The sequence below is a fragment of the Nocardiopsis tropica genome (genome assembly GCF_042660575.1).
Lineage (GTDB): Bacteria > Actinomycetota > Actinomycetes > Streptosporangiales > Streptosporangiaceae > Nocardiopsis > Nocardiopsis tropica.
In genome coordinates this window covers 114101-131980 of record NZ_JBHSUF010000007.1, presented here as the reverse complement: position 1 = coordinate 131980, position 17880 = coordinate 114101, and the positions used below count along the sequence as shown (strand labels likewise).

Below are 17880 nucleotides of genomic sequence, written 5' to 3'. Positions count from 1 at the left end.
AAGTGCTCGACGTCAACTTCTTCGACGAGCTGCGGATTGGCCTCGCCACCGCCGACGACATTCGCCAGTGGTCGCACGGCGAGGTCAAGAAGCCCGAAACCATCAACTACCGGACCCTCAAGCCCGAGAAGGACGGACTCTTCTGCGAGAAGATCTTCGGTCCGACCCGGGACTGGGAGTGCTACTGCGGCAAGTACAAGCGCGTCCGCTTCAAGGGCATCATCTGTGAGCGCTGCGGCGTCGAGGTGACCCGTGCCAAGGTGCGCCGCGAGCGGATGGGCCACATCGAGCTGGCCGCTCCCGTCACGCACATCTGGTACTTCAAGGGCGTGCCCTCCCGCCTGGGCTACCTGCTGGACCTGGCTCCGAAGGATCTCGAGAAGATCATCTACTTCGCCGCCTACATGGTCACGTGGGTGGACACCGAGGCCCGTGAGCGCGACCTCCAGTCCCTGGAGGCGCGGATCTCGGTCGAGAAGCAGCACCTCGAGCAGCGCCGCGACTCCACCATCGAGGAGCGGCACCGCAAGCTCGAGGCCGACCTGGCCGAGCTCGAGGAGCAGGGCGCCAAGGGCGACGCGCGCCGCAAGGTCCGCGAGGGCGCCGAGCGCGAGATGCGCCAGCTCCGCGACCGTGCCCAGCGCGAGATCGACCGCCTCGACGAGGTCTGGAACCGCTTCAAGAACCTCAAGGTCCAGGACCTCGAGGGCGACGAGATGCTCTACCGCGAGATGCGGGACCGCTTCGGGAAGTACTTCCGCGGCGGCATGGGCGCCCAGGCCATCCAGGACCGGCTCGCCAACTTCGAGCTGGACGTGGAGGCCGAGAAGCTCCGCGAGACCATCCGCACCGGCAAGGGCCAGAAGAAGGCCCGCGCCCTGAAGCGGCTCAAGGTCGTCTCGGCGTTCCTCAACACCACCAACAGCCCCATGGGCATGGTGCTCGACTGCATCCCGGTCATCCCGCCGGACCTGCGTCCGATGGTGCAGCTGGACGGCGGCCGCTTCGCGACCTCCGACCTCAACGACCTGTACCGCCGCGTGATCAACCGGAACAACCGCCTCAAGCGGCTGCTCGACCTCGGCGCGCCCGAGATCATCGTCAACAACGAGAAGCGGATGCTCCAGGAGGCCGTCGACGCGCTGTTCGACAACGGCCGCCGCGGACGCCCGGTCACCGGTCCCGGCAACCGGCCGCTCAAGTCGCTGTCCGACATGCTCAAGGGCAAGCAGGGCCGCTTCCGCCAGAACCTGCTCGGCAAGCGCGTCGACTACTCCGGCCGTTCGGTCATCGTCGTCGGCCCGCAGCTGAAGCTGCACCAGTGCGGTCTGCCCAAGCAGATGGCCCTGGAGCTCTTCAAGCCGTTCGTGATGAAGCGCCTGGTCGACCTGAACCACGCGCAGAACATCAAGAGCGCCAAGCGCATGGTGGAGCGGTCCCGCCCGGTCGTGTGGGACGTCCTCGAAGAGGTCATCACCGAGCACCCGGTGCTGCTCAACCGCGCCCCGACGCTGCACCGCCTGGGCATCCAGGCCTTCGAGCCGCAGCTGGTCGAGGGCAAGGCCATCCAGATCCACCCGCTCGTCTGCACGGCGTTCAACGCCGACTTCGACGGCGACCAGATGGCCGTGCACCTGCCGCTGTCCGCCGAGGCCCAGGCCGAGGCGCGGCTGCTGATGCTGGCGACCAACAACATCCTCAAGCCGTCCGACGGCAAGCCCGTGACCATGCCCACCCAGGACATGATCATCGGCCTGTACTACCTGACGACGGAGAAGGCCGACGCCAAGGGCGAGGGCCGCGCGTTCCGCTCCCCGGCCGAGGCGATCATGGCCTACGACCTGGGCGACCTGGACCTGCAGGCGAAGATCCGCCTGCGGATCGCCGACGGCGCCCCGGCCCCGAAGGACTGGACGCCGCCGGAGGGCTGGCAGCAGGGCGACGTGTACGTCCTGGAGACGACCCTGGGCCGGTACCTCTTCAACGAGACCACCCCGGTCGACTACCCGTACGTCAACTTCCAGGTGGGCAAGAAGCAGGTCTCGGTCCTGGTCAACGACCTCGCCGAGAACTACCCCAAGGTCCAGGTCGCCACGACCCTGGACGCCCTGAAGGACGCGGGCTACCACTGGGCCACCCGGTCCGGCCTGACCATCGGCATCGAGGACGTCGTCGCGCCTCCGCGCAAGACGGAGATCCTCGAGGGGTACGAGCGCAAGGCAGACAAGATCCAGCGCGAGTACGACCGCGGTCTCATCACCGACGACGAGCGCCGCCAGGAGCTCACCGAGGTGTGGACCCAGGCCACCGCCGAGGTCGCGCAGAACATGGAGGACAACTTCCCCGCCGACAACCCGGTGTGGATGATGGTCCAGTCCGGCGCCCGAGGCAACCCGATGCAGGTGCGCCAGATCGCGGGTATCCGCGGCCTGGTCTCCAACACCAAGGGTGAGACGATCCCGCGTCCGATCAAGTCCTCCTACCGCGAGGGCCTGTCGGTGCTGGAGTACTTCATCTCCACGCACGGCCAGCGCAAGGGCCTGGCGGACACCGCCCTGCGCACCGCCGACTCGGGTTACCTGACCCGTCGTCTGGTGGACGTCGCGCAGGACGTCATCGTCCGCGAGATCGACTGCGGCACGGACCGTTCGATCTGGCACGAGATCGGTGAGAAGAACGCCGCCGGCGCCGTCGTGCGCAAGCACAACGTCGAGAACACCGGTTTCGGCCGCACCCTCTCCGAGGACGTGACGGGGCCGGACGGCAAGCTCGTCCTGCCCGCGCTCAGCGACACCTCCGAGCAGAACATCGACAAGCTGATCGCGGCCGGGTTCACCCGCGTGCGCATCCGCTCGTCGCTGACCTGCGAGGCCAAGATCGGCGTCTGCACCACCTGCTACGGCCGCTCCATGGCGACCGGCAAGCCGGTGGACGTCGGCGAGGCGATCGGCATCATCGCGGCACAGTCCATCGGTGAGCCCGGCACCCAGCTGACCATGCGTACCTTCCACATGGGCGGTTCCGCGGGTCAGGACATCACGCACGGTCTGCCCCGTGTCCAGGAGCTCTTCGAGGCCCGCATCCCCAAGGGTGTGGCCCCGATCTCCGAGATGGAGGGCCGGATCCGGATCGACGACACCGAGAAGAGCCGCAAGATCGTCGTCATCCCCGACGACGGCACGGACGAGATCGCCTACCCGGTCCCGATGCGTGCGCAGCTCCTCGTCAGCGACGGCGACCACGTCACGGTCGGCCAGCAGCTGATCCAGGGTGCGATCAACCCGCACGAGGTTCTTCGCATCCAGGGCCCGCGCGCGGTGCAGCAGCACCTCGTGTCGGAGGTCCAGGAGGTGTACAAGTCGCAGGGTGTGTCCATCCACGACAAGCACATCGAGATCATCGTCCGCCAGATGCTCAAGCGGGTGAACATCCTGGAGTCGGGCGACACCGAGCTCCTGCCCGGCGAGATGGTCGAGCGTCCGAAGTTCGAGCGGATCAACCGCCGCGTCGTCTCCGAGGGCGGACAGCCCGCGGCCGGACGCCCGGTGCTGCTCGGGATCACCAAGGCCTCGCTGGCCACGGAGTCCTGGCTGTCGGCGGCCTCCTTCCAGGAGACCACCCGGGTGCTCACCGAGAACGCCATCCACGGCAAGAGCGACCCGCTGCTCGGCCTCAAGGAGAACGTCATCATCGGTAAGCTCATCCCGGCCGGTACCGGTATTCCGCAGTACCGCAACATCCGGGTGGAGCCCACCGAGGAGGCGAAGGCCTCGATGTACTCGGTCTCCGGGTACGAGGAGCCGAGCGAGTACACCTTCGGTCAGGGGTCCGGCGAGGCCGTCCCGCTGGAGGAGTACGACTTCGGGCCGTACAACCGGTAAGAGCGGTTTGAACTGACGGCGGCGGCCAGCCACTCCCGACCGGGAGTGGTGCCGCCGCCGTTCGGCGTAGAGGGTCCGCGCACGGCGGACGGGGAGACGGCGCTACTGCGCTGGCGGGAGAGGCATGACTGAACACGGGGGCGGACGGGACTCCGGTGCGGGGGACTGGTTCAAGCCGAGCGAGAACCGCTACCGCACGCAGTCGGAGTACCAGGACCCGCTCGAGGGTGAGGAAGCCGACGAGGGCGCCGAGACGGTGTTCCCCGACAGCGGCGGCTACACGGGGCTGAGCGCGTCGCGCCCGGCCCTGGTCGAGCCGTACCCGGAGGCGCTCGGCGGTCCGCCGTCCGGCGCCTCGCACCCGATCTCCTACCCGGGGGCGGGGCAGTCGGCGTACCAGCCGCTGACCCGGGTGCCGGGGGAACCGGAGGAACCGAGCCTGCCCAGCGTCGCGGCCAGCGCCGAGGTCCCCCTGCCCTCCGAGGACCCGGGCGAGGAACCGGCCGGCCGCATGGACTCCTGGGCCGCGCCCCGGACCGACCCGGCGGCGGGCGGCGCCGAGGCGCCGGCCGGTCCCGGTGACGCCTGGACCGCGGGCCGGGACGAGCCGGAGGCGCCCGCACCGGGCCCACGGGGAGGGGAGGGCTTCCCGGACACCGGGTACGCGTCGCCCGACCGCGCCTCCGACGCCTGGAGGAGCGAGGCGCCCCTCGACGGGTCGCGCGACCCGTCCGCCTGGGACGCCCCCGCGGCCCGGCCCGAGGGTTCCACGGCGTGGGACCCCGAGGGCGCGCGCGGTCCCGCCGCGTGGGACGCCGGCGCCCCGGCGGGCGGATCCGACGTGTACGCGCGGGACGCCTGGAGCGATGCACCGGCAGACCGCTCCGACACCCGCGGGCAGGACGCGTGGCGTACCGACGTCCCCGGGGACGGTCTCGGCGACGGCGGTCCCGAGGCGTGGGCCCCGGCCCGCGACGCCGACGCACGGACCCCGGAGCCGTCGGACGACGCGCGCCCGTGGGACGAAGCACCCGCGGGCGGGCACGGCCGCGAGGCCCCGGGGAACCGTACGGAGGGTTCCACGGCGTGGGACCCCGAGGGCGCGCGCGGTCCCGCCGCGTGGGACGCCGGCGCCCCGGCGGGCGGATCCGACGTGTACGCGCGGGACGCGTGGACCCCGGACGCCCCCGCGGCCCCCGCAGGGGACCCGTGGGGCGCGGACGGCCCGGTGGGCCGCTCGGAGGACCGGGAGCAGGGCCGCTGGTCCCCGGACGTCCCGGTGGGCGGTTCCGGCCCCTCCGGTGCCGACGCGCCCGTGACCGGCCCCGCGGCGACCGACGCGCGCCCGTGGGACGAGGCCCCCGAGGTGGAGGACGGCCGCGAGGCGTGGTCCCCCTCCCGGGGAGCCGACGCCTGGACCCCGCAGCCCCCGGCCGACACGCGGTCGTGGGAGCCGGACCCCGCCCTCGGCGGGATCGGTGAGCCCCTCCGGGACCCGTGGGGCGCGGACGGCCCGGTGGGCCGCTCGGAGGACCGGGAGCAGGACCGCTGGTCCCCGGACGTCCCGGTGGGCGGTTCCGCCCCCTCCGGTGCCGACGCGCCCGTGACCGGCCCCGCGGCGACCGACGCGCGCCCGTGGGACGACGGGCCGTTCGGCGGCGCGGACGCCCCCTGGACGCCCCCGGCCGACGCCGGGGACCGCCTCTGGGACACCGGAGCCCCCGAGAACGGGGACCGCCCCTGGGACGACGCGCCCTCCGGGTACGGCCCCGTCGGCGGCGCGGACCGCGCCTGGGACGAGGACCGGGGCGCCACCGCCTGGGGCGCAGGCCCCGAGGACCGGCAGGGCCCCGAGGGACCGGGCGGCCGGTCCCCCGTCGGCGACACGGCCCCCGCGGCCCCGCTCTGGGACGACGAGCTGTCCGACGACCGCCGACCGTCCGCGTGGGGCGCCGACGCCCCCTCGGACGGCACGGCGGGACCGGAGCACGACTCCTGGGACGCGGCTCCCCGCCACGAGGCCCACGGGGCGCCCTCCGGCGGCCGTGCCGCCGACGGCCGCTCGTGGGACGACGACGAACTCGGCTCGGACTCCTGGGGGCCGGCCGCCGACCGCGGCGCCGCCGCAGGAGAGGACCGTGACGCCGCCGCAGGGCCGCGGAACGGCGGTCGCGGGTCCGCGGCCGACACCGGCGGCCTGGACTCCTGGGCGCCCGCCAGGGAGACCGCCGACGCGTGGTCCGGCGCGGGGACCGACGAGTCGTGGACCGACGGCTACGACGACGAATTGTCACCGCCCGCCCCCGCTCCCGCCCCGGCCCCCGAGCCGGGCGAGTTCGGGTCGGGGAGCGGCAACACCTGGGCGTTCGACCGCAACGACCCCCGCCTCCCCGACATCGTCCGGGAGGCGGAGGAGCGCCGGCGCGAGTCCGCCAGGTCCTCCGACACCGGGACCTGGGGAGACGACGGCACGGACGGGGACGCCCCCTCGGCCTGGGCGGACGACGACCGGCTGCGCGACGGGGCTCCGGACGGGGAACGGACCGGCGGCGCGCCGTCCGCGGACGACCCCCTGGCGGCCATCGCGGACATGCAGTCGCGCGCCCGCTCCCGGGAGGCCGAGGGATACGCGGACGAGGCGTTCGCGGACGAGGGGTACGACGACGAGGGGTACGACGACGGCCCGGTGCGCCGGGGCGGTCCCGGGGAGGACGGCGTCCCCGACGGTGCCACCCAGGTCTTCGAGGCGCCGAGCATCCCCGAGGACACCTGGGACCACGACGAGCCGGAGCCGGCGGGGGAGAGCGAGTACGACGACGGCTTCACCCCGGCGGACTACGGCATGCCGGAGGCCCCGGCCTCCCGGAGGCGCCGCAAGGACCCCATCGCCGAGGAGTTCCCCGGCTTCGTGGACCGTCCCCTGGGCGGGGAGCCCGGCGACCCGTACCCCGGCTACGACAGCATCGACTTCCTGCCGGACACGGAGAAGGGGGCGACCGTCACCCTGTGGCTGGGCATCGCCTCGCTGCTCCCCGGCATCGGTCTGGTCACAGCTCTGCTGGCGCTCCTGATCACGGGGCCCAAGGCCAAGAAGGCGATCCGCGCCTCGCGCGGGGAGCTCGACGGCCTCGGACTGATCACCGTCGGCACGGTGTTCGCGGTGGTCGGCATCCTGGTGACGGTGATCTCCGTCGCCATCTGGCTGGTCCTGTAGCGCCGCGGCCGCTCCTCCAGGACAATGTTCCGGGGGAGCGGCCGCATGCCCGGGCCGCCCGCCGACGGTCTCCGGGGGAACCCGGGGCGAAACGACTCCGGGAGCGCGTAGACTGGCGGTGACCCACGGCTACGCGAGAACCGGTTCCATGATTCTCGCCATGTCGCACACCGTTTTGACCGCCCAGACGGTAAACGGTAGCCTGTGTGATTGTGCCCGTGAGTCGACGGGTCACACGTGCGTGTGCGGCGCCTCGGTCCCACCAGTTGAGGACGTAAGGCGCGCCGCGCAGGTGAACCCCCTCCCATGATCGGCCTCCGGCCGGGTGTGATCGGTTTTTTGCCGTGCGCGACAACCAGCGCGACACGCCCGACCACGGGGGTCGGGGAGGTTCGGGAAATTCAGCAGGTCAATAGCGATATCGGCTACGAGAACCGGCGTAGGTCACGAGGAAGACGGAGACGCGGTGCCCACCATCCAGCAGCTGGTCCGCAAGGGCCGACAGGACAAGGTCGCAAAGAACAAGACCCCGGCGCTGAAGGGGAGTCCGCAGCGTCGTGGTGTGTGCACGCGTGTCTACACCACTACGCCGAAGAAGCCGAACTCCGCTCTGCGTAAGGTCGCTCGCGTCAAGCTGAGCAGCGGCATCGAGGTCACGGCCTACATCCCCGGCATTGGTCACAACCTCCAGGAGCACAGCATCGTGCTCGTTCGCGGTGGTCGTGTGAAGGACCTGCCGGGCGTCCGCTACCGAATTGTCCGCGGCTCGCTCGACACCCAGGGTGTCCGGGGCCGCAAGCAGGCGCGTAGCCACTACGGCGCCAAGAAGGAGAAGTAAAGATGCCGCGCAAGGGCCCGGCGCCGAAGCGCCAGCTCATCACCGACCCGGTCTACGGCTCGCCGCTCGTCACCGCACTGATCAACAAGGTGCTGCTCGACGGCAAGCGCTCCATCGCCCAGAGCGTCGTCTACGACGCCCTCGAAGGCGCTCGCGAGAAGACCAGCCAGGACCCGCTCGTCGTTCTGAAGCGCGCCCTGGACAACGTCAAGCCCGCGCTCGAGGTCCGCAGCCGCCGTGTCGGTGGCGCGACCTACCAGGTGCCGGTCGAGGTTCGCGCCTCCCGGTCCACCACGCTGGCCCTGCGCTGGCTGGTCTCCTACGCGCGTCAGCGTCGTGAGAAGACCATGACCGAGCGTCTGATGAACGAGCTGGTCGACGCCAGCAACGGTCTCGGCGCGGCCGTCAAGAAGCGTGAGGACACGCACAAGATGGCCGAGTCGAACAAGGCCTTCGCCCACTACCGCTGGTAACCCCGCGGCGATTCGATTCCTTGAGACCGAGGGAAGACGAGCCTCATGGCTGCTAAGACTGCGCTTGACCTGGCCAAGGTCCGCAACATCGGGATTATGGCCCACATCGACGCGGGCAAGACCACCACGACTGAGCGGATCCTCTACTACACCGGTGTGACCCACAAGGTGGGTGAGGTCCACGATGGCGCCGCCACGATGGACTGGATGAAGGAGGAGCAGGAGCGGGGTATCACCATTACCTCGGCTGCTACCACCACCCACTGGGACGACCACACCATCAACATCATCGACACGCCCGGCCACGTCGACTTCACGGTCGAGGTCGAGCGGTCGCTGCGTGTCCTCGACGGTGCCGTCGCGGTGTTCGACGCCAAGGAAGGCGTCGAGCCCCAGTCCGAGCAGGTCTGGCGTCAGGCTGACCGCTATGGCGTTCCGCGTATCTGCTTCGTCAACAAGATGGACAAGATCGGCGCCGAGTTCCAGCGCTGCGTCGACATGTTCCGTGAGCGCCTCGGCGCGAACGCCATGCCGATCCAGCTGCCCATCGGCGCCGAGAGCGACTTCAAGGGCGTCGTCGACCTGGTCCGCATGAAGGCCTACGTCTGGAACGACGAGGCCGCGCTCGGCGAGATGTACGACACGATCGACATCCCCGAGACCCACGCCGACGCCGCCCGCGAGGCCCGCGAGAAGTTCATCGAGGTGCTCGCCGAGGCCGACGACGAGATCATGGAGCTGTACCTGGAGGGGCAGGAGCCCACCCTGGAGCAGGTGGTTCCGGCGATCCGCCGCGCGACCATCGCCGGTACCGCGATCCCGATCGTGTGCGGCACCGCGTTCAAGAACAAGGGCGTCCAGCCCCTGCTCGACGCGGTCACCGCTTACCTCCCCTCGCCCCTGGACGTGGACGCCATCGAGGGCCACGACCCCAAGGACGAGACCGAGGAGACCAAGCTCGCCCGCAAGCCGAGCGTCGACGAGCCGATGTCCGCCCTGGTCTTCAAGATCATGAGCGACCCGCACCTGGGCAAGCTGACCTACGTGCGCATCTACTCCGGCGTCCTCGAGACCGGCACCCAGGTGCTGAACAGTCTCAAGGGCCGCAAGGAGCGGATCGGCAAGATCTACCGCATGCACTCCAACAAGCGTGAGGAGATCGGCGAGGCCGGCGCGGGCGACATCGTCGCGGTCATGGGTCTGAAGGACACCACGACCGGCGAGACGCTGTGCGACCAGTCGGCTCCGATCGTCCTGGAGTCCATGACGTTCCCGGCTCCGGTCATCGAGGTGGCCATCGAGCCCAAGACCAAGAGCGACCAGGAGAAGCTGGGCATCGCGATCCAGCGCCTCGCGGACGAGGACCCCTCGTTCCAGGTCGCCACGGACGACCAGACCGGCCAGACCATCATCTCCGGTATGGGCGAGCTGCACCTCGAGGTCCTCGTCAACCGCATGCGCGACGAGTTCAAGGTCGACGCGAACATCGGCAAGCCCCAGGTGGCCTACCGAGAGACCATTCGCAAGAAGGTCGAAGGCCACGTCTACACCCACAAGAAGCAGACCGGTGGGTCGGGCCAGTTCGCCAAGGTCAAGATCGACGTCGAGCCCCTCGTCGTCGAGAGCGGCGACGCCTCCGGCTACGAGTTCGTCAACGCGGTCACCGGTGGCCGTATCCCGCGGGAGTACATCCCGTCGGTCGACGCCGGTGCCCAGGAGGCCGCCGAACTGGGTGTGCTCGCGCACTACCCGCTCGTCGGCGTCAAGGTGACGCTCCAGGACGGTCAGTACCACGAGGTCGACTCCTCGGAGATGGCCTTCAAGACCGCGGGTTCGATGGCCTTCAAGGAGGCCGTCAAGCTCGCCAAGCCGACTCTTCTCGAGCCGGTCATGGCAGTGGAGGTCACCACCCCTGAGGAGTACATGGGTGACGTGATCGGCGACCTGAACTCCCGTCGTGGACAGATCCAGTCCATGGACGAGCGTTCCGGCGTCCGGATCGTCAAGGCCCAGGTGCCCCTCTCCGAAATGTTCGGCTACGTGGGTGACCTGCGCAGCCGTACCCAGGGTCGCGCCAACTACTCGATGGTGTTCGACTCCTACGCGGAGGTTCCGTCCGCTGTCGCCCAAGAAATTGTGGCGAAGGTTCGCGGCGAGTAGCCGCGAACACGTAACCAGCCCGCTCCCCGTCCACGCGGGGGGCGAGCACCAGATAGCTCTGTACGTCTAGGAGACATCCAGTGGCGAAAGCAAAGTTCGAGCGGACTAAGCCGCACGTCAACATCGGCACCATCGGTCACATCGACCACGGCAAGACCACGCTGACCGCGGCCATCACCAAGGTGCTGCACGACGCGTACCCGGACCTGAACCCGTTCACGCCGTTCGAGGACATCGACAACGCTCCCGAGGAGCGCGAGCGCGGTATCACGATCTCCGTCGCCCACGTCGAGTACCAGACCGAGGCGCGTCACTACGCCCACGTCGACTGCCCCGGCCACGCCGACTACGTGAAGAACATGATCACGGGTGCGGCGCAGATGGACGGCGCGATCCTGGTCGTGGCCGCCACCGACGGTCCGATGCCGCAGACCAAGGAGCACGTGCTCCTGGCCCGCCAGGTCGGCGTGCCCTACATCGTCGTGGCCCTGAACAAGTCCGACATGGTGGACGACGAGGAGATCTTCGAGCTCGTCGAGCTCGAGGTCCGTGAGCTCCTCAGCGAGTACGAGTTCCCCGGCGACGACGTCCCCGTCACCAAGGTCTCCGCGCTCAAGGCGCTGGAGGGCGACGAGGAGTGGGGCAAGACCGTCCTGGAGCTCATGGGCACCGTGGACACCTACATCCCCGAGCCCGAGCGTGACACCGACAAGCCGTTCCTCATGCCCATCGAGGACGTCTTCTCGATCACCGGTCGCGGCACCGTCGTCACCGGTCGTATCGAGCGCGGCATCGTCAACGTCAACGAGACCGTCGACATCGTCGGTATCAAGGACGAGAAGCAGACGACCACCGTCACCGGTGTCGAGATGTTCCGCAAGCTGCTCGACCAGGGCCAGGCCGGCGACAACGTCGGGCTGCTCCTGCGCGGCATCAAGCGCGAGGACGTCGAGCGCGGCCAGGTCGTGATCAAGCCGGGCACGACCACCCCGCACACGGAGTTCGAGGCCAACGTCGTCATCCTGTCCAAGGACGAGGGCGGGCGCCACACGCCGTTCTTCAACAACTACCGTCCGCAGTTCTACTTCCGCACCACGGACGTCACGGGCGTCGTGACGCTGCCGGAGGGCACGGAGATGGTCATGCCCGGTGACAACACCGAGATGACCGTCAACCTGATCCAGCCGGTCGCCATGGAAGACGGTCTGCGGTTCGCCATCCGCGAGGGTGGCCGTACCGTGGGCGCCGGTCGCGTCACGAAGATCCTCAAGTAGTACGCATGCCGGGGGCGGCCCCCTGAGGAGCCGCCCCCGGCGTGGTGGGCGGGCCGTGTCCGCACGGCCCACCCACCCACACACAAGACGTCATCGGGCACTGTGACGGTGACGCACCGCAGGGGCAAGCCCTGTTGCGGTTTCTCAAGGGAATAGGGGCTCACGGCCACACGGCGGATTCCGTCAGGCCTGGGCTTCTGTGACCGGGACAGCTCACCGTTACGGACACTGAAGCGAAGGACGAACAGGCCACATGGCGGGACAGAAGATCCGCATTCGGCTAAAGGCCTATGACCACGAGGTCATCGACAGCTCGGCGCGCAAGATCGTCGAGACTGTGACGCGAACTGGCGCACAGGTCGCGGGCCCGGTGCCGCTGCCGACGGAAAAGAACGTTTACTGCGTTATCCGATCGCCGCACAAGTACAAGGACTCGCGCGAGCACTTCGAGATGCGCACCCACAAGCGGCTGATCGACATCATCGACCCCACGCCGAAGACGGTCGACTCGCTCATGCGACTCGACCTGCCGGCTGGTGTTGACATCGAGATCAAGCTTTAAGGACGCACAGACATGGCCACCAAGCAGATCAAGGGAGTTCTGGGCGAAAAGCTCGGCATGACCCAGGTCTTCGACGACACGGGCAAAATGGTGCCCGTGACGGTTCTGAAGGCCGGTCCGTGCGTCGTGAGCCGCATCCGGACTCCGGACACCGACGGCTACTCGGCCGTCCAGCTGGGCTACGGGCAGATCAACCCGCGCAAGGTGAACAAGCCTCTCGGCGACTACCTGCGCAAGAACGACCTGACCCCGCGCCGGCACTACGTCGAGGTCCGCACCACCGACGCCTCCGAGTACACGCTCGGCCAGGAGGTCGCCGCGGACAGCTTCGAGAGCGGCCAGACGGTCGACGTCACGGGCAAGAGCAAGGGCAAGGGCTTCGCGGGTGTGATGAAGCGTCACGGCTTCCGTGGCCTCTCCGCCTCGCACGGTACCCAGCGCAAGCACCGCTCGCCCGGTTCCATCGGCGGCTGCGCCACGCCCGGCCGCGTTTTCAAGGGCATGCGGATGGCAGGGCGCATGGGCAACGTGCGCAAGACCGTCCAGAACCTGACCGTTCACTCCGTGGACGCGGAGAAGGGCCTCATCCTGGTCAAGGGTGCCGTGCCCGGTCCCAACGGCGGTCTGGTGCTCGTCCGCACCGCTGTGAAGGGGGACAAGTAAGCCATGGCCCAGATCGAGGTCAAGAACCCCGAGGGCGCCGCTCAGGGCAGTGTCGAGCTGCCGGAGAGCGTCTTCGCCCAGCAGGTCAGCATTCCGCTCCTGCACCAGGTCGTGAACGCCCAGCTGGCCGCGGGCCGCCAGGGCACGCACTCCACCAAGACCCGCGGCGAGGTTCGCGGCGGTGGCAAGAAGCCGTACCGCCAGAAGGGCACCGGCCGGGCCCGCCAGGGCTCCATCCGCGCCCCGCAGTACACCGGCGGTGGCACGGTCCACGGACCGCAGCCGCGCGACTACAGCCAGCGGACCCCGAAGAAGATGAAGGCCGCCGCCCTGCGCGCCGCCCTCTCCGACCGGGCCACGCACGGCCGTATCCACGTCATCAGCCACTTCGTGGCCGAGGACGCGGACAGCAAGCTCACGCAGAACGCTCTGAAGGCGCTCCGCCAGGTCACCGGGTCCGACAAGGTCCTGGTCGTCCTGGCCCGCGACGACGAGCACAACCGGCGCGCCCTGCGCAACCTCGAAGAGGTGCACATCCTCGACGCGGACCAGGTGAACACCTACGACGTCCTCTACTCGGACGACGTGGTCTTCACCGAGGCGGGCTACGCCGAGTTCCTGGCCCACGCGGCCGGCGCCTCCAAGGCCGCTCAGTCCGAGGAGGACGACCAGTGAGGATCGCCGACCACCGGGACATCATCATCGAGCCGGTGATCTCCGAGAAGAGCTACGGGCTCATGGACGAGAACAAGTACACGTTCATCGTCAAGCCCGACGCCAACAAGACCCAGATCAAGATCGCGATCGAGAAGATCTTCGAGGTGAAGGTCACGAGCGTGAACACGATCAACCGGAAGGGCAAGCGCAAGCGGACCCGTTTCGGTTTCGGGAAGCGTCCTGACACGAAGCGCGCGATCGTCGGCCTCGCCGAGGGCGACCGGATCGACATCTTCGGTCGGTGACCTTTCCGGGTCTGACCGCTACACACCAAGCAACACGTAAAGGAATGCGCGAAGAAGATGGGCATTCGTAAGTACAAGCCGACGACACCGGGTCGTCGCGGTTCCAGCGTGAGCGACTTCGTCGAGATCACGCGCTCGGAGCCGGAGAAGTCCCTGGTGCGTCCTCTGCACTCCAAGGGCGGGCGCAACGGCCACGGCCGGATCACGACCCGCCACCAGGGCGGCGGCCACAAGCGCGCCTACCGCGTGATCGACTTCCGTCGTCACGACAAGGACGGCGTGCCGGCCAAGGTCGCTCACATCGAGTACGACCCGAACCGCACCGCTCGCATCGCACTGCTCCACTACGTGGACGGTGAGAAGCGCTACATCCTGGCACCCGCCGGTCTCAAGCAGGGCGACAGGGTCGAGAACGGCCCCCAGTCCGACATCAAGCCCGGCAACTGCCTCCCGCTGCGCAACATCCCCACGGGTACGTTCGTGCACGCGGTCGAGCTGAAGCCGGGTGGTGGCGCCAAGCTGGGCCGCTCCGCCGGTTCCCAGATCCAGCTCCTCGCCAAGGAGGGCCGTTACGCCACGCTGCGTATGCCCTCCGGTGAGATGCGCATGGTGGAGGTCACCTGCCGTGCCACCGTTGGTCAGGTCGGCAACGCCGAGCAGTCCAACATCAACTGGGGCAAGGCCGGTCGTAACCGCTGGAAGGGCAAGCGCCCGACCGTCCGCGGTGTCGTGATGAACCCGGTCGACCACCCGCACGGTGGTGGTGAGGGCAAGACCTCCGGTGGACGACACCCGGTCAGCCCCTGGGGCAAGAAGGAAGGCCGGACCCGGGCCAAGAACAAGGCCAGCGACAAGCTGATCGTGCGGCGTCGGCGTAGCGGTAAGAAGAAGCGGTAAGGAGCACGTCTGATGCCACGTAGCCTTAAGAAGGGTCCCTTCGTCGACGACCACCTCATCAAGAAGGTGGAAGTTCAGAACGAGAAGGGGACCAAGAACGTCATCAAGACGTGGTCCCGGCGGTCCATGATCGTCCCGGAGATGATCGGTCACACGATCGCCGTCCACGATGGCCGCAAGCACGTCCCCGTGTTCGTGTCCGAGTCGATGGTCGGCCACAAGCTCGGTGAGTTCGCTCCCACGCGTACTTTCCGTAGCCACGTCAAGGAAGACCGCCGTAGCCGCCGTTAGCGGTTGCAGCAGGAGAAAGAACCATTTCTCCACGGTGAGTGGAGATGAATTTCCGTGAGCGAGGGAAAAGCGATGGGAACGAGGGCACAGGCACGGTTCGTCCGTGTTACGCCCCGGAAGGCCCGCCGGGTGGTGGACCTTATTCGCGGGTTGCCCGCTGACGAGGCACAGGCGGTGCTCCGGTTCGCGCCCCAGTCGGCGAGCGAGCCTGTTGGCAAGGTGCTGGCTAGTGCCATCGCCAACGCTGAGCACAACGACAAGCTGGACCGCGAGACGCTGGTGGTCGAGGGCGCATGGGTGGACGAGGGTCCGACCCTGAAGCGCATTCGACCGCGAGGCTTCGGCCGCGCCTTCCGGGTGACCAAGCGTACGAGCCACATCACCGTGGTCGTCGCTGAGCGCTCGGGCGCCTCGTCCAAGACGAAGGAAAGGACCCGATAGTGGGGCAGAAGGTAAACCCGCACGGGTTCCGCCTCGGCATCACCACCGACTTCAAGAGCCGCTGGTACGCCGACAAGTCCTACAAGGACTACGTCAAGGAAGACGTTGCGATCCGTCGGATGCTGACCCGCGGCATGGAGCGCGCGGGCATCTCCAAGGTCGAGATCGAGCGCACCCGTGACCGTGTCCGCGTGGACGTCTACACCGCCCGGCCGGGCATCGTCATCGGCCGCCGCGGCGTCGAGGCCGATCGAATCCGGACCGACCTGGAGAAGCTGACCGCCAAGCAGGTTCAGCTCAACGTCTTCGAGGTCAAGAACCCCGAGGTCGACGCGCAGCTCGTCGCCCAGGGCGTCGCCGAGCAGCTGAGCAGCCGTGTGGCCTTCCGCCGCGCGATGCGCAAGGCGATGCAGAGCGCGATGAAGAGCGGTGCCAAGGGCATCCGTATCCAGTGCGGCGGACGCCTGGGCGGGGCTGAGATGTCCCGCTCGGAGTTCTACCGCGAGGGCCGGGTCCCGCTGCACACGCTCCGCGCCGACATCGACTACGGCTTCTTCGAGGCCCGTACGACGTTCGGCCGCATCGGCGTCAAGGTGTGGATCTACAAGGGTGACGCACCCGCGACCCGCGCCGAGCGCGAGGCGGCCCAGGCCGCCCAGCGTTCCGCCGGTGGCGGTGGCGGCGGTGGCGGCGGTCAGCGCCGCGAGCGCCCGCAGCGTCGTCGTCGTGGCGGTGCCGGCGGCGGTCAGCCGCAGAACACCGAGGCCAAGGCTCCGGCCGAGTCCGCGAAGCCCGAGGGGAGCTGACCAGTGCTTATTCCTCGTAAGGTCAAGTACCGCAAGCAGCACCACCCGGATCTGCGCGGTAAGGCCAAGGGTGGAACGACGGTCACTTTCGGCGAGTACGGCATCCAGGCTCTGGAGTCGGCCTACGTCACCAACCGTCAGATCGAGTCCGCTCGTATCGCTATGACGCGTCACATCAAGCGTGGCGGCAAGGTGTGGATCAACATCTTCCCGGACCGTCCGCTGACGAAGAAGCCCGCCGAGGTCCGCATGGGCTCCGGTAAGGGTTCACCCGAGTGGTGGGTCGCGCCGGTCAAGCCCGGTCGCGTGATGTTCGAGCTGTCGGGCGTGCCCGAGGACATCGCCAAGGAGGCGATGCGCCGTGCCATGCACAAGCTCCCGATGAAGTGCAAGTTTGTTAAGCGGGAGGGGGAGTGATGGCGAAGTCCGTGACTGCCCATGAGCTCCGGGACCAGTCCGTCGAGGACCTGGTCGCCAAGCTCAAGGAAGCCAAGGAAGAGCTCTTCAACCTCCGCTTCCAGGCCGCCACCGGCCAGCTCGACAACCACAGCCGGCTGCGTACCGTCAAGCGCGAGATCGCGCGGATCTACACGGTCATGCGTGAGCACGAGCTGGGCATCGCCCCGCTGTCTGGTGAGTCGGCTGAGGAGACGAAGGAAGCAGCCGAATGAGTGAGAACCAGACCGCGACCCGCAACTACCGCAAGGTGCGCGAGGGCTACGTCGTCAGCGACAAGATGGACAAGACCGTCGTTGTCGAGGTCGAGGACCGCATCAAGCACGCCATGTACGGCAAGGTCATCCGTAGGACGACCAAGTACAAGGCGCACGACGAGGCGAACTCCTGTGGCGTCGGCGACCGGGTCCGAGTGATGGAGACCCGGCCGCTCTCCGCGACGAAGCGTTGGCGCGTCGTGGAGATCCTGGAGAAGGCTAAGTAACCCCAGCCTGCGTTTGGCGGCCGACACGCGTTGTCGGCCGCCAGCGCGAGGGGTGAGACCACCTAGCCGTGCGGCAGTGGACCGCACGCATCACATCAGGAGCAGACGTGATTCAGCAGGAGTCGCGACTCAAGGTCGCCGACAACACGGGTGCCAAGGAGATCCTCACCATCCGTGTTCTCGGTGGCTCGGGTCGGCGCTACGCCGGGATCGGCGACACGATCGTCGCCACGGTGAAGGACGCCCTGCCTGGCGCTGGAGTCAAGAAGGGCGACGTCGTCAAGGCCGTTGTCGTGCGCACCGTCAAGGAGCGCCGCCGGCCCGACGGCTCCTACATCCGCTTCGATGAGAACGCTGCCGTGCTCATCAAGGACGGTGGGGACCCGCGAGGCACCCGCATCTTCGGCCCGGTGGGCCGCGAGCTGCGTGACAAGAAGTACATGCGCATCATTTCGCTGGCGCCGGAGGTGCTCTGAGC

18 protein-coding genes are annotated in these 17880 nt (G+C 68.5%); all 18 read left to right on the top strand.

Going from position 1 to position 17880, the window contains the following annotated elements:
* Positions 1–2 precede the first annotated feature (2 nt).
* The 18 genes from ACFQBR_RS13140 to rplN all read left to right on the top strand — a co-directional run bounded on the left by ACFQBR_RS13140 (position 3) and on the right by rplN (position 17878).
* On the top strand, positions 3–3881 hold the full coding sequence (locus ACFQBR_RS13140; protein ID WP_267946696.1) for a DNA-directed RNA polymerase subunit beta': 3879 nt from the start codon (positions 3–5) through the stop codon (positions 3879–3881).
* A gap of 124 nt (positions 3882–4005) precedes the next feature.
* Positions 4006–7095, top strand: a complete 3090-nt coding sequence (locus tag ACFQBR_RS13135) for a hypothetical protein (protein ID WP_344185894.1) — start codon at positions 4006–4008, stop codon at positions 7093–7095.
* A 466-nt stretch (positions 7096–7561) separates the two neighbouring features.
* A complete protein-coding gene (gene rpsL, locus ACFQBR_RS13130; RefSeq protein WP_014912437.1) occupies positions 7562–7933 on the top strand; it encodes a 30S ribosomal protein S12 in 372 nt (123 codons plus the stop codon).
* A gap of 2 nt (positions 7934–7935) precedes the next feature.
* Positions 7936–8406 (top strand): 30S ribosomal protein S7, encoded by a 471-nt coding sequence (rpsG, locus tag ACFQBR_RS13125; RefSeq protein ID WP_267946694.1) that lies wholly within the window; start codon positions 7936–7938, stop codon positions 8404–8406.
* A 45-nt stretch (positions 8407–8451) separates the two neighbouring features.
* Positions 8452–10566, top strand: coding sequence for an elongation factor G (gene fusA / locus ACFQBR_RS13120; protein WP_267946693.1), 2115 nt, complete (start codon positions 8452–8454; stop codon positions 10564–10566).
* An 80-nt stretch (positions 10567–10646) separates the two neighbouring features.
* On the top strand, positions 10647–11840 hold the full coding sequence (tuf, locus tag ACFQBR_RS13115; RefSeq protein ID WP_267946692.1) for an elongation factor Tu: 1194 nt from the start codon (positions 10647–10649) through the stop codon (positions 11838–11840).
* A 253-nt stretch (positions 11841–12093) separates the two neighbouring features.
* Positions 12094–12402 (top strand): 30S ribosomal protein S10, encoded by a 309-nt coding sequence (gene rpsJ, locus ACFQBR_RS13110; protein ID WP_013156110.1) that lies wholly within the window; start codon positions 12094–12096, stop codon positions 12400–12402.
* Positions 12403–12414: 12 nt separating this feature from the next.
* Positions 12415–13065, top strand: a complete 651-nt coding sequence (rplC, locus tag ACFQBR_RS13105) for a 50S ribosomal protein L3 (RefSeq protein WP_267946691.1) — start codon at positions 12415–12417, stop codon at positions 13063–13065.
* Between the two features lie 3 nt (positions 13066–13068).
* Positions 13069–13740 carry a 50S ribosomal protein L4 gene (rplD, locus tag ACFQBR_RS13100; protein ID WP_267946690.1) on the top strand — a complete coding sequence of 224 codons (672 nt, stop codon included), beginning with the start codon at positions 13069–13071 and terminating at the stop codon, positions 13738–13740.
* Entirely contained in the window at positions 13737–14027 is a 291-nt protein-coding gene (gene rplW, locus ACFQBR_RS13095; RefSeq protein ID WP_267946689.1) for a 50S ribosomal protein L23, read from the top strand. The genes rplD and rplW overlap by 4 nt, the downstream gene beginning before the upstream one ends.
* A gap of 57 nt (positions 14028–14084) precedes the next feature.
* Positions 14085–14924, top strand: coding sequence for a 50S ribosomal protein L2 (gene rplB, locus ACFQBR_RS13090; protein ID WP_267946688.1), 840 nt, complete (start codon positions 14085–14087; stop codon positions 14922–14924).
* Between the two features lie 12 nt (positions 14925–14936).
* Positions 14937–15215 carry a 30S ribosomal protein S19 gene (gene rpsS / locus ACFQBR_RS13085; protein ID WP_053616300.1) on the top strand — a complete coding sequence of 93 codons (279 nt, stop codon included), beginning with the start codon at positions 14937–14939 and terminating at the stop codon, positions 15213–15215.
* Between the two features lie 72 nt (positions 15216–15287).
* The gene (gene rplV, locus ACFQBR_RS13080) at positions 15288–15656 is read left to right on the top strand and encodes a 50S ribosomal protein L22 (RefSeq protein WP_267950527.1); all 369 of its coding nucleotides are present in this window, start codon (positions 15288–15290) and stop codon (positions 15654–15656) included.
* The gene (gene rpsC / locus ACFQBR_RS13075) at positions 15656–16462 is read left to right on the top strand and encodes a 30S ribosomal protein S3 (RefSeq protein WP_267946687.1); all 807 of its coding nucleotides are present in this window, start codon (positions 15656–15658) and stop codon (positions 16460–16462) included. The genes rplV and rpsC overlap by 1 nt, the downstream gene beginning before the upstream one ends.
* A gap of 3 nt (positions 16463–16465) precedes the next feature.
* Complete coding sequence (gene rplP, locus ACFQBR_RS13070; protein WP_267946686.1) at positions 16466–16879, top strand: 50S ribosomal protein L16; 414 nt, start codon at positions 16466–16468, stop codon at positions 16877–16879.
* The gene (rpmC, locus tag ACFQBR_RS13065; RefSeq protein ID WP_267946685.1) at positions 16879–17133 is read left to right on the top strand and encodes a 50S ribosomal protein L29; all 255 of its coding nucleotides are present in this window, start codon (positions 16879–16881) and stop codon (positions 17131–17133) included. The genes rplP and rpmC overlap by 1 nt, the downstream gene beginning before the upstream one ends.
* Complete coding sequence (rpsQ, locus tag ACFQBR_RS13060) at positions 17130–17402, top strand: 30S ribosomal protein S17 (RefSeq protein ID WP_267946684.1); 273 nt, start codon at positions 17130–17132, stop codon at positions 17400–17402. Before rpmC ends, rpsQ begins: the two co-directional genes overlap by 4 nt.
* A 107-nt stretch (positions 17403–17509) precedes the next feature.
* A complete protein-coding gene (rplN, locus tag ACFQBR_RS13055; RefSeq protein ID WP_013156121.1) occupies positions 17510–17878 on the top strand; it encodes a 50S ribosomal protein L14 in 369 nt (122 codons plus the stop codon).
* Positions 17879–17880: the final 2 nt, after the last annotated feature.

Excerpts from the sequence above, each read along its gene's own strand:
- rplB (WP_267946688.1), top strand. The coding sequence starts at position 14,085 with ATGGGCATTCGTAAGTACAAGCCGACGACACCGGGTCGTCGCGGTTCC.
- fusA (WP_267946693.1), top strand. The coding sequence starts at position 8,452 with ATGGCTGCTAAGACTGCGCTTGACCTGGCCAAGGTCCGCAACATCGGG.
- ACFQBR_RS13135 (WP_344185894.1), top strand. The coding sequence starts at position 4,006 with ATGACTGAACACGGGGGCGGACGGGACTCCGGTGCGGGGGACTGGTTC.
- rpsQ (WP_267946684.1), top strand. The coding sequence starts at position 17,130 with ATGAGTGAGAACCAGACCGCGACCCGCAACTACCGCAAGGTGCGCGAG.
- rpsJ (WP_013156110.1), top strand. The coding sequence starts at position 12,094 with ATGGCGGGACAGAAGATCCGCATTCGGCTAAAGGCCTATGACCACGAG.
- rplC (WP_267946691.1), top strand. The coding sequence starts at position 12,415 with ATGGCCACCAAGCAGATCAAGGGAGTTCTGGGCGAAAAGCTCGGCATG.
- rplD (WP_267946690.1), top strand. The coding sequence starts at position 13,069 with ATGGCCCAGATCGAGGTCAAGAACCCCGAGGGCGCCGCTCAGGGCAGT.
- rplV (WP_267950527.1), top strand. The coding sequence starts at position 15,288 with ATGGGAACGAGGGCACAGGCACGGTTCGTCCGTGTTACGCCCCGGAAG.
- rpsG (WP_267946694.1), top strand. The coding sequence starts at position 7,936 with ATGCCGCGCAAGGGCCCGGCGCCGAAGCGCCAGCTCATCACCGACCCG.
- rpmC (WP_267946685.1), top strand. The coding sequence starts at position 16,879 with ATGGCGAAGTCCGTGACTGCCCATGAGCTCCGGGACCAGTCCGTCGAG.
- rpsS (WP_053616300.1), top strand. The coding sequence starts at position 14,937 with ATGCCACGTAGCCTTAAGAAGGGTCCCTTCGTCGACGACCACCTCATC.